Annotated in this window: 19 protein-coding genes; 4 read left to right on the forward strand and 15 right to left on the reverse strand. The window is 60.3% G+C overall.

Translation table 11 applies throughout. The features are described 5' to 3' along the window. Window positions 1-64 precede the first annotated feature (64 nt). Window positions 65-997, forward strand: coding sequence for an exopolyphosphatase (locus tag KI614_RS15455; RefSeq protein WP_203467918.1), 933 nt, complete (start codon window positions 65-67; stop codon window positions 995-997). On the opposite strand, the gene KI614_RS15460 is transcribed toward KI614_RS15455, so the two are convergent. Beyond that, window positions 998-1,261, reverse strand: a complete 264-nt coding sequence (locus tag KI614_RS15460) for a hypothetical protein (RefSeq protein ID WP_226406774.1) — start codon at window positions 1,259-1,261, stop codon at window positions 998-1,000. A gap of 26 nt (window positions 1,262-1,287) precedes the next feature. Between KI614_RS15460 and KI614_RS15465 the strand changes: the two genes are divergently transcribed. After that, the gene (locus tag KI614_RS15465; RefSeq protein ID WP_226406775.1) at window positions 1,288-2,829 is read left to right on the forward strand and encodes a hypothetical protein; all 1,542 of its coding nucleotides are present in this window, start codon (window positions 1,288-1,290) and stop codon (window positions 2,827-2,829) included. An 87-nt stretch (window positions 2,830-2,916) separates the two neighbouring features. Here KI614_RS15465 and KI614_RS15470 read toward each other — a convergent pair whose 3' ends face one another. From KI614_RS15470 to scpA, 4 genes are all read right to left on the reverse strand, one after another. Then, window positions 2,917-4,929 (reverse strand): acetyl/propionyl/methylcrotonyl-CoA carboxylase subunit alpha, encoded by a 2,013-nt coding sequence (locus KI614_RS15470; RefSeq protein ID WP_226406776.1) that lies wholly within the window; start codon window positions 4,927-4,929, stop codon window positions 2,917-2,919. Window positions 4,930-5,069: 140 nt separating this feature from the next. Continuing rightward, the gene (locus tag KI614_RS15475) at window positions 5,070-6,605 is read right to left on the reverse strand and encodes an acyl-CoA carboxylase subunit beta (RefSeq protein WP_203467922.1); all 1,536 of its coding nucleotides are present in this window, start codon (window positions 6,603-6,605) and stop codon (window positions 5,070-5,072) included. 36 nt (window positions 6,606-6,641) lie between these two features. After that, on the reverse strand, window positions 6,642-7,652 hold the full coding sequence (gene meaB / locus KI614_RS15480) for a methylmalonyl Co-A mutase-associated GTPase MeaB (RefSeq protein ID WP_226406777.1): 1,011 nt from the start codon (window positions 7,650-7,652) through the stop codon (window positions 6,642-6,644). Window positions 7,653-7,659: 7 nt separating this feature from the next. Further along, window positions 7,660-9,810: a methylmalonyl-CoA mutase gene (gene scpA / locus KI614_RS15485; RefSeq protein WP_226406778.1), complete on the reverse strand. Its 2,151-nt coding sequence runs from the start codon at window positions 9,808-9,810 to the stop codon at window positions 7,660-7,662. A 169-nt stretch (window positions 9,811-9,979) separates the two neighbouring features. On the opposite strand from scpA, the gene KI614_RS15490 reads away from it, so the two are divergent. Then, window positions 9,980-10,645, forward strand: a complete 666-nt coding sequence (locus KI614_RS15490; RefSeq protein ID WP_226406779.1) for a GntR family transcriptional regulator — start codon at window positions 9,980-9,982, stop codon at window positions 10,643-10,645. 24 nt (window positions 10,646-10,669) lie between these two features. Here the strand turns inward: KI614_RS15490 and KI614_RS15495 are convergent, their stop codons facing one another. The 4 genes from KI614_RS15495 to KI614_RS15510 all read right to left on the reverse strand — a co-directional run bounded on the left by KI614_RS15495 (window position 10,670) and on the right by KI614_RS15510 (window position 14,627). Then, window positions 10,670-11,956: a methyl-accepting chemotaxis protein gene (locus tag KI614_RS15495; protein WP_226406780.1), complete on the reverse strand. Its 1,287-nt coding sequence runs from the start codon at window positions 11,954-11,956 to the stop codon at window positions 10,670-10,672. Beyond that, entirely contained in the window at window positions 11,931-12,449 is a 519-nt protein-coding gene (locus tag KI614_RS15500) for a PAS domain-containing protein (RefSeq protein ID WP_226406781.1), read from the reverse strand. Before KI614_RS15500 ends, KI614_RS15495 begins: the two co-directional genes overlap by 26 nt. A gap of 184 nt (window positions 12,450-12,633) precedes the next feature. Beyond that, the gene (locus KI614_RS15505; protein WP_226406783.1) at window positions 12,634-14,307 is read right to left on the reverse strand and encodes a cation acetate symporter; all 1,674 of its coding nucleotides are present in this window, start codon (window positions 14,305-14,307) and stop codon (window positions 12,634-12,636) included. Next, a complete protein-coding gene (locus KI614_RS15510; RefSeq protein WP_226406785.1) occupies window positions 14,307-14,627 on the reverse strand; it encodes a DUF485 domain-containing protein in 321 nt (106 codons plus the stop codon). Before KI614_RS15510 ends, KI614_RS15505 begins: the two co-directional genes overlap by 1 nt. A 135-nt stretch (window positions 14,628-14,762) precedes the next feature. On the opposite strand from KI614_RS15510, the gene KI614_RS15515 reads away from it, so the two are divergent. Next, window positions 14,763-15,539, forward strand: coding sequence for an enoyl-CoA hydratase/isomerase family protein (locus tag KI614_RS15515; RefSeq protein ID WP_226406787.1), 777 nt, complete (start codon window positions 14,763-14,765; stop codon window positions 15,537-15,539). Between the two features lie 15 nt (window positions 15,540-15,554). Here KI614_RS15515 and mdcH read toward each other — a convergent pair whose 3' ends face one another. The 6 genes from mdcH to mdcC are packed head-to-tail and all read right to left on the reverse strand — an operon-like array spanning window position 15,555 to window position 19,987. Further along, window positions 15,555-16,496, reverse strand: a complete 942-nt coding sequence (mdcH, locus tag KI614_RS15520) for a malonate decarboxylase subunit epsilon (RefSeq protein WP_226406789.1) — start codon at window positions 16,494-16,496, stop codon at window positions 15,555-15,557. 2 nt (window positions 16,497-16,498) lie between these two features. Further along, on the reverse strand, window positions 16,499-17,392 hold the full coding sequence (gene mdcB, locus KI614_RS15525; RefSeq protein WP_226406790.1) for a triphosphoribosyl-dephospho-CoA synthase MdcB: 894 nt from the start codon (window positions 17,390-17,392) through the stop codon (window positions 16,499-16,501). Continuing rightward, a complete protein-coding gene (gene mdcG / locus KI614_RS15530) occupies window positions 17,385-18,050 on the reverse strand; it encodes a malonate decarboxylase holo-[acyl-carrier-protein] synthase (protein WP_226406791.1) in 666 nt (221 codons plus the stop codon). Before mdcG ends, mdcB begins: the two co-directional genes overlap by 8 nt. Before the next feature lie 4 nt (window positions 18,051-18,054). After that, window positions 18,055-18,777 carry a biotin-independent malonate decarboxylase subunit gamma gene (gene mdcE, locus KI614_RS15535; RefSeq protein ID WP_226406792.1) on the reverse strand — a complete coding sequence of 241 codons (723 nt, stop codon included), beginning with the start codon at window positions 18,775-18,777 and terminating at the stop codon, window positions 18,055-18,057. Continuing rightward, entirely contained in the window at window positions 18,774-19,676 is a 903-nt protein-coding gene (locus tag KI614_RS15540; RefSeq protein ID WP_226406793.1) for a biotin-independent malonate decarboxylase subunit beta, read from the reverse strand. The genes mdcE and KI614_RS15540 overlap by 4 nt, the downstream gene beginning before the upstream one ends. Further along, on the reverse strand, window positions 19,673-19,987 hold the full coding sequence (gene mdcC / locus KI614_RS15545) for a malonate decarboxylase acyl carrier protein (protein WP_226406794.1): 315 nt from the start codon (window positions 19,985-19,987) through the stop codon (window positions 19,673-19,675). Before mdcC ends, KI614_RS15540 begins: the two co-directional genes overlap by 4 nt. Window positions 19,988-19,990 lie beyond the last annotated feature (3 nt).

A 19,990-nucleotide genomic window follows, 5' to 3' on the forward strand; every position in this document is an offset into this window, starting at 1 on the left:
CCGCTGCCAGACCAATGGCGTTATGCTTTGATTCGGACTGCCATTTGCCACCCGGAGACAACCGATGACCCAAGAAAAATTCCGCCTCGTCACCCGCAGCGACTTTGACGGCCTGGTTTGCGCCGTACTGCTCAACGAACTGAACCTTATCGACGACATCAAGTTCGTCCATCCGAAAGACATGCAGGATGGCAAGGTCGACATCACCTCGCGCGACATCACGACCAACCTGCCGTATGTGGCTGCTGCCCACCTGGCTTTCGACCATCACCTCTCGGAAACCATCCGCAATACCGGTGAGCGCAAGAACCACATCATCGAGGCCGACGCTCCTTCGGCGGCACGGGTCGTCTACAACTACTACGGCGGCAAACAGGCTTTCCCGAATATCACCGACGACATGATGGATGCGGTCGACAAGGCTGATTCGGCACAATTCAGCCGCGATGAAATCCTCAACCCGACCGACTGGGTACTGCTCAATTATCTGATGGATGCACGTACCGGCCTGGGACGTTTCCGCGAATTCCGGATCAGCAACTACGCGCTGATGATGGACCTGATCAAATACTGCCGGAATCACAGCATCGCCGAAATCCTTGCCCTGCCTGACGTCAAGGAACGGGTCGAACTTTATTTCGACCAGGCCGAGAAGGCCAAGGAACAGCTCCAGCGCTGCACGACCGTACATGGCAACCTCGCCGTGCTCGATTTGCGTAACGAGGAAACGATCTGGGCGACCAATCGTTTCATGATCTATGCCCTGTTCCCGCAAACCAGCATTTCAATCCACATTCTGTGGGGCGTTCAGAAGCAGAACACGGTCTTTGCAACCGGCAAGTCGATCCTCGACCGCAGCAGCAAGACCAATGTCGGCGAGCTGATGTTGCAATATGGCGGTGGCGGGCATCATGCGGCAGGGACCTGCCAAGTCGACAATGATCAGGCAGAAGCCACGCTGCAGGCGCTGATCAAGCGCATCAACGCCGACGGCTGATCAGGCTTCAACCACGGGAGGCGGGATCAACGGGGTCGGCGTAAAACCCAACTCGATCATCTCCGCCTCCAGCTTGATGCGCAAAATCAGCAAGCCTTTCAACGATTGCCGCGCCTTGTCATCAGCCCAATCGGCATGCTCCTCCCGCAGGCAAGCATCCACCTCGTGACGCCTTTCAAGACTCACCCCGCAAATGGCCGCATAGCGGCGAATTTCGTGATCAAGATCAGCCAGTTCCTGTCCATAGTGTTCGAACCCACTCATTTCGTTCTCCGCTGAAAGAGGCAAGTATGCACTGGCTAACCCTGCCTGAACCAAGCAAAACGATCAGCCCCGCCTTCCACGACAAAATGACCGCCAAACTCTGGCTGGCCGAGCAACTCGATGCCCGGCCGCTCCAGACGCTGGCTGCCATCAGGCTTCAGATCGAGGCAATCGACGGCGCCATCATGCCGCCAACGCAAGCCATCGAGCTCCTGTCGATCCTGCGTACGGCCGCCGTACCCTTGCTGGCCGATGTCGCCCCCCGGTTTGTCAGAAAACCCTTGCCCCTGCCGGAAGACGATCAGCGTGCCTTCGAAATCACCCAACTCATCTGGCTTCGACTCGGTATTGCCTTTCTCAGGCGGGCACCACATTTTGCCCCGGCCGACAAATGCCTGCATCTGCACCGCGCCGCAACAGCACTCCGTCTGGCGCAGTACGCACATTTCCAGGCATCGCACGAACTCCCCCCGCTGATCGATCGCCTGCTTTTTTCGGTCCTTGCCCAGGCGGAGCGCCACGGTTTGTTGCGCCAAGCCGTCAGTGATCCGGATTTCCCTCAACTCGGTACGGCGCATATCGCAGGCATCCTCTCCTGGGCTTACCTGCTGCGACTGTCCGACCCATATCACATGAGTACCGGTCAACTGACAGTGGCCAATCGTGCCCTCCGCCGCTGGCGCGAACTCCCCGGATTCCAGGTCACCCCGGACCACTCGCCCAAAGCCCAGCTGCTTGATCTCTCCCCCCTGTTTGGCGGCCCCCTGCCGGAAGGTATTCCGCGCTGGCTCGAAGTGCGCAATGTCAGCCGGAAAATTCGCCAACGCATCGACTCCCTGAATGCTGGTGAAACACCGGAAGCACTCAAGCTGGGTAGCGAACTCTCCAGCCAGGCATGCATTGCCGTGCTTGAGCAGATCAACCGCGCCCTTCACAACCCGTTTAAAACCGAGTCAGAGGAATCCGGGCCCATCGAGCTTGTGTTTGGTGGCGCAGATGCCTTCGCACTGATTCGTGGAGAATTGCTCAGTCCACCGCCCGGCAAAACAGTCCAGCACACCCCGCTGAGTTACCAGCGGATGGCGATGTTCGGCCATGAACGAGACGGTGACGGACAAGTCAGCAGCGTCGATAAAGAACTGGTCATTCCCGGCGAACAGTGGATGCTGCAAGCCGGGCGAGCCAGCCGGGTCAATGGGGAAAATCTCGGGCGGCATCTGTCCAACAGCCTGATTGCTGCATCGATTCAAGGCAAGGTTCGACTGGGTATTCTGCAAGCCCTGCAAACGGGCCCGGGCGGGCATCTTTCCGCCCGGCTGAAATGGTTCGCGGAACAAGTCGAAGCTGGAAAACTGAAGCGCACTCCTCAGCACGACCCACGCCAGCCATCGATTCCGGTATTCATCCTGCGCGACGAAAAAACCCTCTCGGCCCTGCTGCCGATCAGCGCCGGAGCCCGCCTGGGCGTCGGCCTGGTACTCGAATCAACCTCAGTCGAACATTTGCTGCCGACCAGCGTGATCGAACGCGGCGTAGACTTCATTCGCTACGCCTGCCAGGCGGCCTGAATGCAAAAAGCCCGTCTTGCGGCGGGCTTTTTGCATCCCAAAAAATGGAATGCTGCGGTCAACCGGCCATAACGGCCGGATTCCGGATTACTCGAACTCGATGATGATCTGGTCGACCGTCAGGCTTTCGCCGGCAGCCGCCGAAATCTTCTTCACCTTGCAGTCCTGGTCTGCCTTGAGGATATTTTCCATCTTCATCGCTTCGATGACCGCCAGCTTCTCACCCGCCTTCACTTCCTGACCGACCTTCACCGACACCTCACGGAGCAGGCCCGGCATCGGGGAAAGGAGGAACTTCGAGAGATCCGGTGCTTCCTTTTCAGGCATCAGTGCGAGCAATTCGGCAGCACGAGCGCTCATCACCATGAAGTCAGCACGCGTGCCCCAATGGAACAGGCTGTACTTGGTCTTGTGACGCTCGACCTGCAGCGTGAATTCCTGGCCGTTACAGGTACCGACAAAGAGGGATTCGCCCAGTTTCCAGCTCGAACGCAGCTCGTAATGCTTGCCCTTGTACTCGATGTCATAGCCACCGGGAACCAGACGCGCCGTGACCGGATGATGCTCGTTACCCTCGGCATTGAGGCGAACCACCATCCAGTTGTTGCTGACCAGACGCTCGTGACCCTGCAACTGGCCGCTGATCGAGGCAGAACGGTCGGTGAAGGCGCGATAGACGTAGGCAGCAACCGAGACCAGCAGCGCCGGATCATCGTGCGGCACCATCGAGGCATCAAAGCCGGTCGGATAGTACTTGGGAATGAAGCCAGTATCGAAAATGCCGGAGTGGAAAGCCGGATGCTGCATCAGCGCGGCCTGGAACGGAATGTTCGAGGAAATGCCGCGGATGACGAAGGCGTTCAGCGCATCGCGCATGCGGGCGATGGCCGTGGCGCGATCCTTACCGTGCACGATCAGCTTGGCAATCATCGAATCGTAGAACATCGAAATCTCGCCACCGTCGTACACGCCGGTATCGACACGGGTGGTGCCATTGGCGTCGGTCGTTTCCTTGGGCGGCAGGAACTTGACCAGACGACCGGTAGAGGGCAGGAAGCCGCGGAACGGGTCTTCGGCGTTGATCCGGCACTCCATCGACCAGCCGTTGATCTTCACGTCAGCCTGGGTCAGCGGCAGCTTTTCGCCGTAAGCGACGCGGATCATCTGCTCGACGAGGTCGAGGCCGGTGATCAGTTCGGTAACCGGGTGTTCCACCTGAAGGCGGGTGTTCATTTCCAGGAAGTAGAATTCCTTGGTCGCACCGGAGACGACGAACTCGACCGTACCGGCCGACTCGTAATTCACGGCACGGGCCAGAGCCACGGCCTGTTCGCCCATCGCCTTGCGCATTTCCGGATCGACGAAGGGGCTCGGCGCCTCTTCAATGACCTTCTGGTGGCGACGCTGGATCGAACAATCGCGCTCGTTCAGGTACACGTAGTTGCCATGGCTGTCGCCGAGCAGCTGGATTTCGATGTGGCGCGGCTCGAGCACGTACTTTTCGATGAAGACGCGATCGTCGCCGAAGGAGTTGCGCGCTTCGTTGACGCAGGAGGTGAAGCCTTCGTGCGCTTCGGCATCGTTGTAGGCCACGCGCAGACCCTTGCCACCGCCACCGGCGGAGGCCTTGATCATCACCGGATAGCCGATGCCCTGGGCGATCTTGACGGCTTCGTCCGGACCAGCGATGGCATCGTTGTAACCGGGGATGGTATTGACCTTGGCTTCGATGGCCAGCTTCTTGGATTCGATCTTGTCGCCCATCTTGGCGATGGAGTAATGCTTCGGACCGATGAACTTGATGCCTTCTTCTTCCAGACGACGCGAGAACGCGGCGTTTTCCGACAGGAAGCCGTAGCCCGGATGAACGGCCTGAGCACCGGTCTGCTTGCAGGCAGCGATGATCTTGTCGGCCACCAGGTAGGACTCTTTCGAGGCGGCCGGGCCAATGCAGACGGCTTCATCAGCCAGATCGACGAACAGGGCGTCCTTGTCGGCTTCGGAATAGACGGCGACCGTCTTGATGCCCATCTTGCGGGCGGTCTTGATGACGCGGCAGGCAATTTCGCCGCGGTTTGCGATCAGAATTTTAGTGAACATGTATAACCCTCAATTCAGAGTGACTGAGCAATTTGGGGCGCGCAGGACGAGGCGACGACGCTGGCTGCAACGAGACAGTACGCCAGCACGGCGAGGAACAGACGAGGAAGCCAACGAAGTCATGCGCGATGCCAAATTGGTCAGAGAGGAATGTTGCCGTGCTTGCGCCAGGGGTTGTCGAGTTTCTTGTCGCGCAGCATGGCCAGCGAACGGGCGATGCGCTTGCGGGTGGCGTGCGGCATGATGACGTCGTCAATGAAGCCACGGGCGCCAGCCACGAACGGGTTGGCGAACTTGGCTTTGTACTCGGCTTCACGCTGGGCAAGCTTTTCCGGATCATTCTTCTCTTCGCGGAAGATGATTTCCACGGCACCCTTCGGACCCATCACAGCGATCTCGGCAGACGGCCAGGCCAGGTTCACGTCACCACGCAGGTGCTTGGACGACATCACGTCGTAAGCGCCGCCGTAGGCTTTGCGGGTGATCACAGTGACCTTCGGCACGGTGCATTCGGCGTAAGCGTAGAGCAGCTTGGCGCCGTGCTTGATGATGCCGCCGTATTCCTGCGTCGTACCCGGCATGAAGCCCGGCACATCGACGAAGGTAACGACCGGGATGTTGAACGCATCGCAGAAGCGGACGAAACGCGCCGCCTTGATCGAGGACTTGATGTCCAGACAGCCGGCCAGCACCAGCGGCTGGTTGGCAACGATACCGACCGGATGGCCGTCGATACGACCGAAACCGATGATGATGTTCTTGGCGTAATCCGGCTGCAGTTCGAAGAAATCATTGTCGTCGACCACTTTGACGAGCAGTTCCTTCATGTCGTACGGCTTGTTGGCGTTATCCGGCACCAGGGTGTCGAGCGAATAATCCATGCGGTCGACCGGATCGTTGGTCGGCGTAACCGGCGGCTTTTCGCGGTTGTTGGCCGGTACGAAATTCATGAAGCGGCGCAGCATCGAGAGGGCTTCGACATCGTTTTCGAAAGCCAGGTCGGCGACACCGGATTTGCTGGTGTGGGTCACGGCGCCACCGAGTTCTTCGGCGGTCACGTCTTCGTGGGTCACGGTCTTGACGACTTCCGGACCGGTCACGAACATGTAGGAGGAGTCTTTCACCATGAAGATGAAATCGGTCATCGACGGCGAGTAGACCGCGCCACCGGCACAGGGGCCCATGATCATCGAGATCTGCGGCACAACGCCGGAAGCCATGACGTTACGCTGGAACACGTCGGCGTAACCACCGAGGGAGGCAACGCCTTCCTGGATACGGGCACCGCCCGAGTCGTTGAGGCCGATTACCGGGGCGCCAACCTTCATCGCCTGGTCCATCACCTTGCAAATCTTCTCGGCGTGAGTTTCCGACAGCGAACCACCGAACACGGTGAAATCCTGCGAGAAGACAAATACCAGACGGCCGTTGATCGTGCCGTAACCGACAACAACGCCATCACCCGGCGTTTTTTCGGCCTGATCCATGCCGAAATCGACGCAACGGTGTTCCTTGAACATATCCCATTCCTCGAAGGAATCCGGGTCAAGCAGCAGCTCGATACGTTCGCGGGCGGTCAGTTTGCCCTTCTTGTGCTGGCTGTCGATACGCTTCTGGCCACCGCCAAGGCGGGCCATTTCACGCTTTTTTTCCAGCTGGCGGATGATGTCATGCATAGAAAACTCCCTAAGTGGATCGGGTAATTCGGAACTTCAGTGTTTCAGGTAGTCAAGCAAGGCATACGCGGCAGCTGCCGGGGTCGTATGGCCCTGTTCAACGGAGAGGGTCAGCGCCGGCAGGCTGGCCTGCACGCGCGGATGATGACGAAAATGCTGACGCAGGCCGGAGTCGATCATTTGCCACATCCAGCTCAGCGCCTGATGCTGGCGCTTGGCAGCAAATTCGCCGGTCGGCTTGAGAGCGGCCTGATATTTCTCGACCTGCTCCCAGAAATCGACGATGCCTTCCTTGTGCAGGGCGCTCAAGGCGATGACCGGCGGCGACCAGTTGGGCGAGGCCGGGCGCAGCATGTGCAGCGCATTGCGCCACTGGGCGCGGACGACGGCAGTGGCCTGCTTGTCGATATCGGCCTTGTTGATGACCACCATGTCGGCGATTTCGACAATGCCCTTCTTGATCGCCTGCAGATCGTCACCGGCATTCGGCAATTGCAGCAGGCAGAACATATCGACCATGCCGGCCACCGTCGTTTCCGACTGGCCGACACCGACGGTCTCGATGATGATCACGTCGTAGCCGGAAGCCTCGCAAAGCAACATGGCTTCGCGCGATTTTTCGGCCACGCCACCGAGCGAACCAGATGACGGACTTGGACGGATGAAGGCTTCCTCGCGCTGCGAGAGCATTTCCATCCGCGTCTTGTCGCCGAGAATCGAGCCGCCGGAAACCGACGACGATGGATCAACGGCCAAAACAGCCAGTTTCTTGCCCTGTTCGATCAGCCAGACGCCAAGTGCCTCGATGAAGGTCGACTTGCCCGCCCCCGGTACGCCGGAAATACCAATGCGAATCGCCTTGCCGGTACTCGGCAACAGCGCATTCAGCACTTGCTGGGCGCGCTGCTGATGATCAGGCCGCGTCGACTCGATCAACGTGATGGCCTTGGCGAGCGAGCGCCGCTGGCCGGCCAGTACGCCGTCCACCAGCGTCTGGTCGGCCGGCAAAAGTTGCTGCGCCAACAAGGGAGCCTCGCTCAGGTTCATTCAGTAATCAGCCGCGCGCCTTGCGGATTTCTTCCATGACGCGCTTGGCCGAGTCCTCGATGCGCGTACCCGGCCCGAAGATGGCCTTGGCACCTGCTGCATAGAGAGCGTCGTAATCCTGCGCCGGAATCACGCCACCTGCGAAGACGATGATGTCCTCCGCACCCTGCGCCTTCAACGACTGGATAATTTGCGGCACCAGCGTCTTGTGGCCGGCGGCGAGCGACGAGCAGCCAATGGCGTGCACGTCGTTTTCGATGGCTTGGCGAGCGGCTTCTTCCGGTGTCTGGAAGAGCGGGCCCATGTCGATGTCGAAGCCGAGGTCGGCAAAGGCGGTGGCGACCACTTTGGCGCCCCGGTCGTGGCCGTCCTGACCCAGCTTGGCGATCATGATGCGCGGGCGACGGCCTTCTTCGTCGGCAAACTTGGCGATATCGGCCTTGATGGTTTCCCAGCTTTCCTGACCTTCCACAACGCCTCCGTAAACACCTGAAATGGTCTGGTTGTTGGCGCGGAAACGACCGAAGATCTTTTCCAGCGCATCCGACACTTCACCCACCGTGGCACGCAGGCGCATCGCCTTGACGGTCAGGTCGAGCAGGTTGCTCTCACCGGTTTCGGCGGCCTTGGTTAATGCCTCCAAAGCGGCGTTGACCGCAGCAGTGTCACGCGTCGCACGAATCTGCTTGAGGCGGGCAATTTGGGAATCACGGACGGCATGGTTGTCGATATCGAGAATGTCGATCGCGTCTTCCTTGGCCAGCTTATATTTATTGACGCCGACGATGACGTCCTTGCCGGAGTCGATGCGTGCCTGCTTGTCGGCCGCACAGGTTTCGACCTGCATCTTGGCCCAGCCCGATTCGACGGCCTTGGTCATGCCGCCCATCGCCTCGATTTCCTGGATGATGCCCCAGGCCTTGTCGGCCATGTCCTGGGTCAGCTTTTCCATCATGTAGGAACCAGCCCACGGATCGACGACGTTGGTGATGTGGGTTTCTTCCTGAATGATCAGCTGCGTGTTGCGGGCGATACGGGAAGAGAATTCGGTCGGCAGCGCGATGGCTTCGTCGAGCGCGTTGGTGTGCAGCGACTGGGTGCCACCAAAAACGGCCGCCATCGCTTCAATGGTGGTGCGCACGACGTTGTTGTACGGGTCCTGCTCGGTCAGCGACCAGCCCGAGGTCTGGCTGTGCGTGCGCAGCATCTTCGACTTGGCGCTCTTGGCGTTGAAACCGGTCATGATGCGGTCCCACAGCAGGCGGCCGGCGCGCATCTTGGCGATTTCCAGGTAGAAATTCATGCCGACGGCCCAGAAGAAGGACAGGCGGCCGGCGAAGGTGTCGACGTCCATGCCCGAGGCGACGCCGGTACGCACGTATTCCATGCCGTCTGCCAGCGTGAAGGCCAGCTCGATGGCCTGGTTGGCGCCGGCTTCCTGGATGTGATAACCGGAAATCGAGATGGAGTTGAACTTCGGCATGTGCTGCGCGGTGTAGCCGAAAATGTCGGCGATGATCTTCATCGACGGCTTGGGCGGATAGATGTAGGTGTTCCGCACCATGAATTCTTTGAGGATGTCGTTCTGGATGGTACCGGACAGCTTGTCCTGCGGCACGCCCTGTTCTTCGGCGGCGACGATGTAGCCGGCGAGAATCGGCAGCACGGCGCCGTTCATGGTCATCGAGACGGAGATCTTGTCGAGCGGAATGCTGTCAAACAGGATTTTCATGTCTTCGACGGAGTCGATCGCCACACCCGCCTTGCCGACGTCGCCAGTGACGCGTGGATGGTCGGAGTCGTAACCACGGTGCGTCGCCAGGTCGAAAGCCACGGAAACACCCTGGCCGCCGGCAGCCAGCGCCTTGCGATAGAAGGCATTGGAAGCTTCGGCGGTGGAGAAACCGGCGTACTGGCGGATGGTCCACGGTTTGACCGCATACATCGTCGGCTGCGGGCCGCGCAGATACGGTGCGAAGCCAGGCAGGGTGTCGGCAAATTCGAGATTCTCGACGTCGCTCTTGGTATACAGCGGCTTGACCGTCAGGCCTTCCGGGGTGATCCAGTTCAGATTCTTGACGTCACCAGCCGGCGAATGTTTCGCGGCAGCCTTTTCCCAGGCGTCCAGGTTATTGGAATCAAAGAATTTTTCAGACATGACTCACCCTCGCTAATTCGATTTTTTGAGGCCGATGATGCAGAATTCAAAATTCTACGCTTTCGAGCCTAGCTTGACATACAAACCAACGCATAATACTTTATCCATAATTATGGATGCAAGTCGGCAATGTATCGACGTGCCCTTAACTTACACACCACACAACACCATGACCCGTATTGTTCCCACCGCGCTCTACCAGGAAGTTGCCGAACGTTTGCGGCAACGCATCTTTGCGCACGAGCTGACGCCTGGCACCTGGATCGATGAACAGAAGCTGGCCGAGCAATACGGTATTTCCCGGACACCGCTGCGCGAAGCCCTCAAGGTTCTCGCCTCCGAGGGGCTGGTCGAGTTGAAGCCACGCCGCGGCTGCTACGTTACGGAAATTTCCCGCCGCGACCTCGACGACATTTTCCCGCTCATGGCCATGCTGGAGGGACGCTGTGCCTCGGAAGCCGTCCGTCGCGCCAAGGCGGCCGACATGACGGCCCTGAAGGCCATCCATGAACAACTGGAGTCGGCTGCCCGCGAAGGCAGAATTGATGCTTTTTTTGAAGCCAACCAGGAATTTCACAGGAAAATCCAGGAATTGTCCGGCAACCGCTGGCTGCTTTCGGTCATCCAGGATCTTCGCAAGGTGCTCAAGCTTTCTCGCCTGCACTCGCTGTCACTCGAAGGCCGCCTGCAGCAATCGCTTGATGAACACCGGGTAATCATGGCCGCCCTTGAAGCCGGCGATAGCACCAAGGCCGAAAAGCTGATGCACGACCACCTGCTTTCCGGCCGGGAAGCGCTGGCAAAGATTCAGGACCCTGCCGTCAAAACAGCCTGATTTCTGGCGTTGACCGCAGCACGGTCAATGCATCTGGCCTTCGATGTTGGCAAAAAGCATCTCGTAAATTTCGATCAACGCCTCGCGGTCCTTGCTGCCTTTGACCCACGTCCGCGACTGGGCGATGGTCAGCGCTTTCTGCTCAAGCTCCGAGAGATTGGCAATGTTGACGTTGTCACCGTGCAGGATAGCGGTGACATCGGCGCGCGCCTTCTGGGCCAACGCAACAAGATGCATCGATGCGCCCATGGTCTTTGCGCCACCACCAATTGACAGGGCCAGTTCGCGCACCTGTGTTGCCGAACCGGCGGCATCCGCCAGATTCAGGCCGAATTCATCGGCCGTCGTTCGTGCGCCGGAAACCGCCTGTTTCAATGTACCGACCCGGTCGGTCGTCATCACAAGCGCGTGGGTGATTTGCTCGATGGCCGTCGTAATTTCCTCTGCCGAGCGCTGCGACTGATCCGCCAGTTTGCGGACTTCATCAGCCACAACAGCAAATCCACGCCCGGCCTCACCGGCTCGCGCGGCCTCGATGGCGGCATTGAGCGCCAGCAGGTTGGTCTGTTTGGCGATGCCGTCGATCCGCCCGGTCAGATCACGGATATCGCTGGTCTTGGCATTCAGTTCATCGAGCGCTGCCGACCCCGCTTCTGCGGCCTGCTGAGCGCCACCAAGGGCCAGTGACATGCGGTTTGCGGCATCGGCCATGGCACTCGCCGAGTCGGCAAAACTGGCCGACAACTCACCCGACTGAACGGCGTTGCCATCCACATCGCCAAGCGCCGAACCGACATGCGTAATGGCCATCGACAAGCCACGCTCCGAACGCAGGAAAATACGCGACAACAAGGCTTCCCGGGCAATGGATTCCTGGGCGGCATCAAGCTGGTCAAGCACCGTTTGCACTTGCAGCAACACATCTTTGAAGGCACCGTGCAGCCCGGTGGTCTGCAAACGACGCCATGTCCTGTTTTCCGACGATGCGCTCATCGCCCCCAGAATTTCGCGAAACGCAGACTCCGTCTGATCGAGCGCCGAATTGAGATTGATCCGGATTGATTCCAGCGTGGCATCGTCAAATTGGTTCGGCAAACGTCCAACCAGATTGCCCTGGCCAATTGCCTGCAGCTCGGCATCAAGCGCACTCAGTTGAGCGTCGCCCGACGTTTTGCCGAGGAGCAGAATCAAGATGGCCGGCAGGATCAGGAAAAAGGGTGCCCATGGGGAATAGAAGCCCGCAGCCAGCCCGGCCAGCAGCATGCCGACGAGCAGAATTTTGAGCCTAAAGGGCGAAAGCAAGTTCTTCATATCCAGTTCCAGACTTGTTCAGCAGGTCGACCAGAACCTGCGTTCCGGCAGCAATCGCATCGCGCGCACCGGCTGCGCGTTCGGCCTGCAGCATTTCACGATAAACCGGCTCGATCTTGCTGATCGCCTCGCGACGCGGGCAACGGCGTACCGAGGTAAAACCAACGATTTGTCTGTTCGCATCAAAATCAGGTGCGATATGCGTGAAAACCCAGTAAAAACCGCCATCTTTGGACATGTTCTTGACGTAACCAAAGAACTCCTTGCCGCCCTGGATCGTATCCCAGGCCAACTTGAATACCGAGCGCGGCATATCCGGATGACGAATGATATTGTGCTGCGACCCCAGCAACTCCGCTTCGGTATACCCTGAAAATTCGATGAAAATCGGATTGCCGTAGGTGATGATTCCCTTGGCATTCGTTTTCGATACGATGAAATCGTCTTCGCGCATCGTACGTTCGATGCTGGTCGGCTCAATAGCTCGTTTCACCTTTGCCTCTCCAATTCAGCAGCTTACCCAGGCCAATAGCCGGACCGGCAACAACGAGGCCGGAATTTATTGGGATTTTTGTTAAATATACTATAGCAACGCACCTGGAGTTACGCATTCCAGCCGTACAAAAATGAAAAACCCCGGTCGCTTGCGCGCCGGGGTTTTCAACAGCTGATTCTGCTTAGTGGTTGCTGGCGCTTGCGGCACCAAAACCGGTCTGAGCACGAACGTACTGGTCTTCAAATCCACCCAGATCAACCGCAGCACGGGCGCTGGAATCGGTTTTCGAGAAGATGTAGGCCAGCAGGAAGGCCACCGGCATGGCAAACAGGGCCGGCTGGGTATAGGGGAAGAGCGGAGCAGCATTGCCCAGCACGTCGACCCACACCGACTTGGAGAAGAGCACGAAGAGCACGGCGGAAACCAGACCACCATAACCACCGAACAGTGCGCCACGCGTCGTCAGACCACGCCAGTACATCGACAGGATGAGCACCGGGAAGTTGGCGGCGGCGGCAACGCCGAAAGCCAGACCGACCATGAAGGCGATGTTCTGCTTTTCGAACAGGATGCCGAGCACGATGGCGACGGCACCGAGACAGATCGTGGCAATCTTGGAGACACGGATTTCCGTGGCTTCGGAAGCCTGCCCCTTCATGATGACGCGAGCGTAGATGTCATGCGAGATCGCCGAGGCGCCAGCCAGTGCCAGACCGGAAACGACAGCCAGGATGGTGGCGAAAGCCACGGCAGCCAGGAAGCCGAGCAGCATGTTGCCGCCGACGGCCTTGGCCAGGTGCATGGCAACCATGTTGCCGCCACCGATCAGCTTGCCGCCGACCGTGCCGCCTTCGAAGAACTCGGGGTTCTGACCGACGACCAGGATGCCGGCGAGGCCCATCAGGAAGATGACGTTGAAGAAGTAAGCCACGAAACCGGATGCGTAAAGCACCGACTTGCGCGCTTCCTTGGCATCGGTCACGGTGAAGAAGCGCATCAGGATGTGCGGCAGACCAGCCGTACCGAACATCAGACCCAGACCGAGCGAGATCGCAGTAACCGGATCCTTGAGCAGGCTGCCCGGATACATCAGCTTCTCGCCAAGCTTGTGCACCGACATGGCGCGGTCAACCAGCTTGGTAAAGGAGAAATCGAACTGGCTCATGGCCAGCACCATGACCAGCGTACCGCCGGCCAGCAGCATGCAGGCCTTGATGATCTGCACCCAGGTCGTGGCCACCATGCCGCCGAAGGTGACATAGACCATCATCAGGATGCCGACAGCGAAGATGGCGACGTTGTATTCCAGGCCGAAGAGCAGCTTGATCAACTGACCGGCACCGACCATCTGGGCAATCAGGTAGAAACAAACAACGACCAGCGACGAAATCGCGGCCATGGTCCGCACCTTGCCCTGATCAAGGCGATAAGCCGTGATGTCGGAGAAGGTGAACTTGCCGAGATTGCGCAGACGTTCGGCCATCAGGAACAGGATGACTGGCCAGCCGGCGAAGAAACACAGCATGTAGATATAGCCGTCGTAGCCCTGGGTATAAACCATGGCGGTCAGACCGAGCAGCGTGGCGGCGGACATGTAGTCGCCGGCAATCGCCAGACCGTTCTGGAAACCGGTGATACCGCCGCCTGCCGTGTAGAAGTCAGCCGTCGATTTGGTCCGGCTGGCCGCCCAGTAGGTAATGCCCATCGTCATCGTGACGAAGATGCAGAACATGATGATGGCGTGCCAGTTGGTCGCCTGCTGTTCGGTTACGCCTTCAAGCGGGCCACCGGCATATGCCGACGCCGCTGCGGCAAAAAGGCCGAGCGCGGAGATAAGTTGAGTCAGGTGACGCATTATTTGCTCTCCTTCCAGGCTTCCTTGACGATTTCCTGCGTCAGGGCATCAAACTCGGTATTGGCGCGGCGCACATAAACAGCCGTCAGCACCCAGAAGAAAATGAACATGAAAAGTTCAACGGCAACCCCGACCGTTACCTTGGAACCCTCGCTGATCGGCTGACCGAGCGAAAGCGGGTTGAAGGCAACAACCATCACGAAGCCGTAAAACATGGCCAATACGATGAAGGCCAAGGTCCAGGCAAAGCGGCCGCGTCGTGCGACGAGGTCCTGGAACTTCGGATTGGCCCGCATACGCTCATACATCGCGCTGCTCATGGCTATATCTCCATAATTAGTAATTTGTAATTACCGAAAAATCGGCGGCTGTATTATATCTTATATAAGACATTCACGATGCGTGAATATCCCTGGGCTTATAATTCAATCCATTAAAAACAACACTTTGCGCACATGGCTACGGTCGACCTCTCCACAAACGGCGAAATCGCCACCCTGACACTCAACAATCCCGGCAAGCTGAATGCCATCAATCTGGCCATGTGGCAGGACCTGGCGGGCATCATGGGCAAGCTGGCGGTTGACCGCGACATCCGCTGCATCGTGCTGCGCGGCGCCGGGCACGATGCCTTTGCCGCGGGCGGCGATCTGGAAGAATTCGTCACGGCACGCGCCACGCTGGAACAAGCCCTGCACTACCACGAGCAAGTCGCACTGGCCCTGAATGCCATCGCCGATTGCCCGCACCCGACCGTGGCCCTGATCCAGGGAGCCTGCATCGGTGGCGGCCTCGAAATCGCCGGCGTCTGCGACCTGCGCATCAGCAACGAATCGGCCCGCTTCGGCGCGCCGATCAATCGACTCGGCTTTTCGATGTATCCGGGCGAGATGGAGGGCTTGCTGAAACTGGCCGGCGCGGCCGTGATGAAGGAGATTCTGCTTGAAGGACGCATTCTCAACGCCACCGAAGCCTATGAAAAAGGGCTGGTGACCCGCGTTGTTCCTGATCCGCAGGTCGAAGATGAAGCCTATGCCACGGCACGTCGCATCTGTGCCGGCGCCCCGCTGGTAGCCGGCTGGCACAAACAGTGGATTCGCCGCCTGCAAAACGGTCGACCGCTGAACGATGAAGAAAAAGCCGCATCGTTCGCCTTCCTCGACACAGAGGACTATAAGGAAGGCCTGAGCGCCTTCCTTGAAAAACGCAAACCCGCGTTCAAGGCGCAATAAGGCAAGCCGGCGCGATCAGCCGGCTGATTCGACCCAGCGGACGATACCGTCGACACTGCGAAAATCATCGCAGGCCCGGACGGGGATATCGGGAGCCAGTTCGGCAAACAGCCGGCTCAATGCATTGCCCGGGCCAATTTCAAGGACGGCATCGGGCTGCATTTCAGCCACGGCCTGCAGACAGGCCGCCCAATCAAGCGGCGTGCAGATCTGCCGGGCCAGAGCGGCGAGGGCCGGTCGGACACTGCGGGCCGCCGTTGCGTCGATCGCGCTGAGCACAGGAAATGCCAGGCGCTGATCGGGCAGCAAATCGAGGCTTTTCGCGAAGTCGACCGCAGCACGCGTCAGTTGCGCCGTATGCGACGGCGTGCGCACCGCCAGATGAACCAGCCGGCTGGCACCGGCTGCGGCAAATTGATCCGCCACCGCCAACAAACCGGATCGGGCACCGGCCACCACCAGATGACGCGGTGCATTGCGAATGGCGACAGCCAGGCCGGCGGCCACCGCCAATGATTCGACCTGCGCCTCGTCGAGGCCGAGCACGGCGAGCATGCCCTGTTCGCCAGCGACGGCCGCATCCATCAGTGCAGCACGTTCGGCGCATAAATCCAGCCCCTGACTAACCGAAAAAGCACCGGCCGCACTGCAGGCCGCCATTTCACCCAGCGAATAGCCGGCGGCGCAGATCGGCCGCGGCAGACGAGGCTGCAACTGCCGCCAGAGCAGCATTTGCTGGGCGAAGATCAGCGGCTGGGCAATGCTGTTTTTAGCCAGTTTTTCGGCGTCGCCCCCAGGGCTAGCCGGTGCTTCCAGGCTCGCGGCAAGGGGATCGGCAATACCAGGCAGCACCCGTGACAGCGCCTCACCCAGCTCACCCGCGACGCCCGCCTGAACCTGTTGCCAGTGGGCTGGGCCTTGCCCGCCCTGGCCGCTGAAGAGGAGGGCAAGGCGCATGGTCAGGCCGGAGCGTCGAATTCGGCCAGGAAGAGCGTGACGCCGAGCAGGTCGGCACTCCCGCCGGGGCTCAGGCGACGCACCACGAAGTCGCGGTCGATCGCTGCCGCACGGGCCCGCCAGTCAGCGGCCAGCACACCACCGCCAGCGAGGAAATCTGCCGCGGCACGCCGGCCGTAGTTCAACCCATCTCGCCCGCCACGCCACAGCAGGTTGGTATCGTCCAGTTCGGCGATCAAGGCGAACAGCGCCTGCATCGCCGCCAATTCAGCGTCACCGGTTGCTGCCAGCACAGCACGATAGGCCGGCAAGCCGACGTCAAGCACGGCCGGGAAACCGGTGGCGGCCTGCTGGCGCGCGCCGCCACTGCCGTCGCGCCGGGCGACGATCAGGCCGTGGCTGAGCGGTGCGTCGGTACTTGCCCCGCTCAGGCCAGCCAGAATTTCAGCCCCCCAGTCGCGATGGACAACAGCACAGGCCGATTCGGCGTCAAGTTCCACGCCCTCAGCCTGTAAAACGCCGAGTGCCGCACAGAGCAAGCCAAGATTGAAAATCGCCCCGCGATGGGTGTTGACCGCAGCAGTCGCCGCCAGCATCTCGGCTTCGGCCACGATACCGAGCGCCTGCAATGGGGCGAAGCTTGGCCGCTGCAAACCGCAGGCGGCGATGGCTGGAAAGTAGCCGCGCAAGGCCTGCAGGCTGCGCATGAAGGTGGTGAAATCCATGTCGGGATGACTGCCACTGCCGGTCGGTCCGACCAGACCGGGCTTGCCGTCGAGCGCCACTTCGCGGTACAGGCTGCGAATCGCCAGCCGGCCGATACGGGCGGCAAACAACTCGCCGACTGGCGCGGCGACCGGCTGTGGACGGGCAAGTAACAGGGCGCGTTCAGGCATGGCAAGGCTCCGGTAACAAGCAGGCAGTCAAAGTGTGCAGCGGCCACAGGCCGACCTCATGCTCGCCCTTGACCAGAACCTGGGCATTCGGCCGCGTGAGCTGCCCGGCGATTTCGCGCCAGGCAGCTGCATGGCCGCCTGGAAAGCGCAACTCGCCATCCAGCCGGCAGGGCAGTTCGGCAGCGGCCTGCTCCAGGGCCGGCAAGATAGTGGCCAATTGGCCGACATGCTCGATATCGCAGATCAGGTCGATGTCCGAATCGGGATGACGATAACTTTCCCCACTCAACACCTCCCAGGCCAGCGAACCATAGACGCCCAGTCGGAGCGAACAGGCAGCCGCCTGCTCGGCCAGCCTGGCCAGCACGGCAGCTTCTCCGGCCGGCAGGCGAGACAAGCTGTCGGCCAGGGCGAGCGGCGGCCGAATCTCGTCAATGCTGCTGCGGTCGACACGGATCGACAGCTTTTTTCGCTGCAACCGTGTCGGCAGACTAAGACCGAGCAGCAAGTTCCCGCCCCCCGGCTGGCGGGCGGCAACCAGCGGATGGCCTGCCGCGATCCACTGCCGTGCTGCCAACCAGTACGCCCCGCCCGGCTCGGCACAGGGCGTCGCAAAAGCTGCGTCCGGCGCGAGATAGACGAGATCGTGGCGGCGCATCGGATCAGGCGCCGAGGACGGTGTTCTGAACCATCTTGGCGACGCCGGCTGCCAGTTGGCGACCGCCACGCGTCAGGCCGCAGCCCATCCGCTGATCGGTCACTGGTGCCGTCTGCAACGCAACAAGCAAGGCCTGTTCGAGCAGTTCGGCCGAGGCTGTCGGCCAGATCGCCTCGACCCCACCCATCCGGACGTAGCTCTCGGCGCCCGGCGCAAAGATCGGTGACGTCGCCGCCAGCTCGACCAAGCGCTCATGGGGGATCTTGGTCACCCGCGCCATCGCCCGCAGATCCATGACCCGGACCTGGGCATCGGCCAGCGCATAGGCACGGTCGGCCATCAGTCCAAAAGAGAGGAAACCGCCGCTGACCGCGTTGGCCGTAACCAGGCTGAACGAAGCGTGGCCTTGGCGGCGGGCCAGATCGACGCAACTGGCAAGATGCGCCAGCGAACCGTTCAGGCACAGCAATTCCTGACTGCGCGACAAAGCCTGACCACTGGTATCGACCATGAAAACCAATGGCCGACCGGGGTGCTGTTCGACGGTATCGAGAATAAAATCGGCCAGCGCCAGCGCCATTGCGTGATCAATCGCCGCCGCATCGGTGGTGCCGAGCACGGCAGCCGTCCCCTGTGCCGTTTCGGCCTGGCCGGTTATCACCGAATTAGCCACGTCGACCGCATGACCGGCCGGAAACAGACAATCAAGAATGTCAATCAGCTTCATGTCGGCAATCCTTCCTTCAAGGCGACCAGGCTGTCGCGGTCGAGCAGCGGCACACTTTCCGGCTGGGCAACGCCGAGCGCCGCCCAAATTTGCAAACCGTCGCGCAGCGCACCATAGGCGGCAAGGCGGTTTTCCAACACCTGCTGCCGGCTACGCAGGCTGGCCAGACTCGGCGCCGACTCGCGCCAGCCGGCGAGAAATTCCGTCGCGCCACGGCGGAAAGCGGCGAGATCATCATCAACCAGCATCGCGCAGTCGCCCATCAAGTAACGGTGCTTACCGCCGGTAACACGCCAGACCAGCGCCCGGTCCTTGGCATCGAATTCCTCGACGCCGGCTACTGTTTCGATGACTTCCGGCCCGGACAACGCCAGCCGGCCTTCCTCTGAGATCAGGATGGCCGAACAGAGCTTGGCGACGATGCCCATGCCACCGAAAGCACCGCAACTACCGCCGACCAGCGCGACAACCGGCACACCGGCCGCACGCGCATCAAGCACGGCACGCATGATTTCGGAAATGGCGATCAGGCCGGCATTCGCCTCATGCAAACGGACGCCGCCGGAATCGATCAGCAGCAGCACGGCAGCCGGTTTTTCCTTGACCGCCCGGCGCAGCAGGCCGACGATCTTGGCACCGTGGATTTCACCGACAGCGCCGCCCATGAATTGACCTTCCTGAGCCGCGACAAAAACAGTCTTTTCAGCCAGTCGACCGCAACCAATGATCACACCGTCGTCGAAAGCGCCAGGCAGATCAAGCTGGGCCAGATGCGGGCTGGGCTGCGACTGGGCCGGCGGAAGGATTTCAGTCAGGCTCCCCGGATCAAGCAGGCCGGCAAGACGAGCCCGGGCCGTAGCCTCGAACCAGCTGCGACGGGTTGCGAGCGAATGGCTCATCGGGCACCTCCCAGATATTCGGCCAGCCCTTGGGCCAGGCGCAGGGTCACGACTGCGGGCGTCGCCCCCATGTCGTTGATGACGATGACCGTGCCACCGGCCGGGTGACCGGCGGCAAATTCACCCAGTACGGCTTGCCAGACTTCACCGAAACCGCGCGCCGAAGTTTTGATACTGACCCGGCAGGCAGCAGGTTCGATGCCGGTCTTGATCAGAATTTCCAGATTGCCCGACCCAACCACGCCGCACAGCGCAGGGTCTGCGGCCCGAGCGGCGGGTGCCGAATCGAAGCGAAATTCAAGAGTTTCCATGGC

Origin of the sequence: Dechloromonas denitrificans, from assembly GCF_020510665.1 — a bacterium.
GTDB classification, from domain to species: Bacteria; Pseudomonadota; Gammaproteobacteria; order Burkholderiales; family Rhodocyclaceae; genus Azonexus; species Azonexus denitrificans_B.

Excerpts from the sequence above, each read along its gene's own strand:
- KI614_RS15470 (WP_226406776.1), bottom strand. The coding sequence starts at position 4,929 with ATGTTCACTAAAATTCTGATCGCAAACCGCGGCGAAATTGCCTGCCGC.
- KI614_RS15460 (WP_226406774.1), bottom strand. The coding sequence starts at position 1,261 with ATGAGTGGGTTCGAACACTATGGACAGGAACTGGCTGATCTTGATCAC.
- KI614_RS15490 (WP_226406779.1), top strand. The coding sequence starts at position 9,980 with ATGACCCGTATTGTTCCCACCGCGCTCTACCAGGAAGTTGCCGAACGT.
- scpA (WP_226406778.1), bottom strand. The coding sequence starts at position 9,810 with ATGTCTGAAAAATTCTTTGATTCCAATAACCTGGACGCCTGGGAAAAG.
- KI614_RS15510 (WP_226406785.1), bottom strand. The coding sequence starts at position 14,627 with ATGAGCAGCGCGATGTATGAGCGTATGCGGGCCAATCCGAAGTTCCAG.
- KI614_RS15455 (WP_203467918.1), top strand. The coding sequence starts at position 65 with ATGACCCAAGAAAAATTCCGCCTCGTCACCCGCAGCGACTTTGACGGC.
- KI614_RS15515 (WP_226406787.1), top strand. The coding sequence starts at position 14,763 with ATGGCTACGGTCGACCTCTCCACAAACGGCGAAATCGCCACCCTGACA.
- KI614_RS15540 (WP_226406793.1), bottom strand. The coding sequence starts at position 19,676 with ATGAGCCATTCGCTCGCAACCCGTCGCAGCTGGTTCGAGGCTACGGCC.
- mdcB (WP_226406790.1), bottom strand. The coding sequence starts at position 17,392 with ATGCCTGAACGCGCCCTGTTACTTGCCCGTCCACAGCCGGTCGCCGCG.
- mdcC (WP_226406794.1), bottom strand. The coding sequence starts at position 19,987 with ATGGAAACTCTTGAATTTCGCTTCGATTCGGCACCCGCCGCTCGGGCC.
- KI614_RS15475 (WP_203467922.1), bottom strand. The coding sequence starts at position 6,605 with ATGCATGACATCATCCGCCAGCTGGAAAAAAAGCGTGAAATGGCCCGC.
- mdcE (WP_226406792.1), bottom strand. The coding sequence starts at position 18,777 with ATGAAGCTGATTGACATTCTTGATTGTCTGTTTCCGGCCGGTCATGCG.
- KI614_RS15495 (WP_226406780.1), bottom strand. The coding sequence starts at position 11,956 with ATGAAGAACTTGCTTTCGCCCTTTAGGCTCAAAATTCTGCTCGTCGGC.
- meaB (WP_226406777.1), bottom strand. The coding sequence starts at position 7,652 with ATGAACCTGAGCGAGGCTCCCTTGTTGGCGCAGCAACTTTTGCCGGCC.
- mdcG (WP_226406791.1), bottom strand. The coding sequence starts at position 18,050 with ATGCGCCGCCACGATCTCGTCTATCTCGCGCCGGACGCAGCTTTTGCG.
- mdcH (WP_226406789.1), bottom strand. The coding sequence starts at position 16,496 with ATGCGCCTTGCCCTCCTCTTCAGCGGCCAGGGCGGGCAAGGCCCAGCC.
- KI614_RS15505 (WP_226406783.1), bottom strand. The coding sequence starts at position 14,307 with ATGCGTCACCTGACTCAACTTATCTCCGCGCTCGGCCTTTTTGCCGCA.
- KI614_RS15465 (WP_226406775.1), top strand. The coding sequence starts at position 1,288 with ATGCACTGGCTAACCCTGCCTGAACCAAGCAAAACGATCAGCCCCGCC.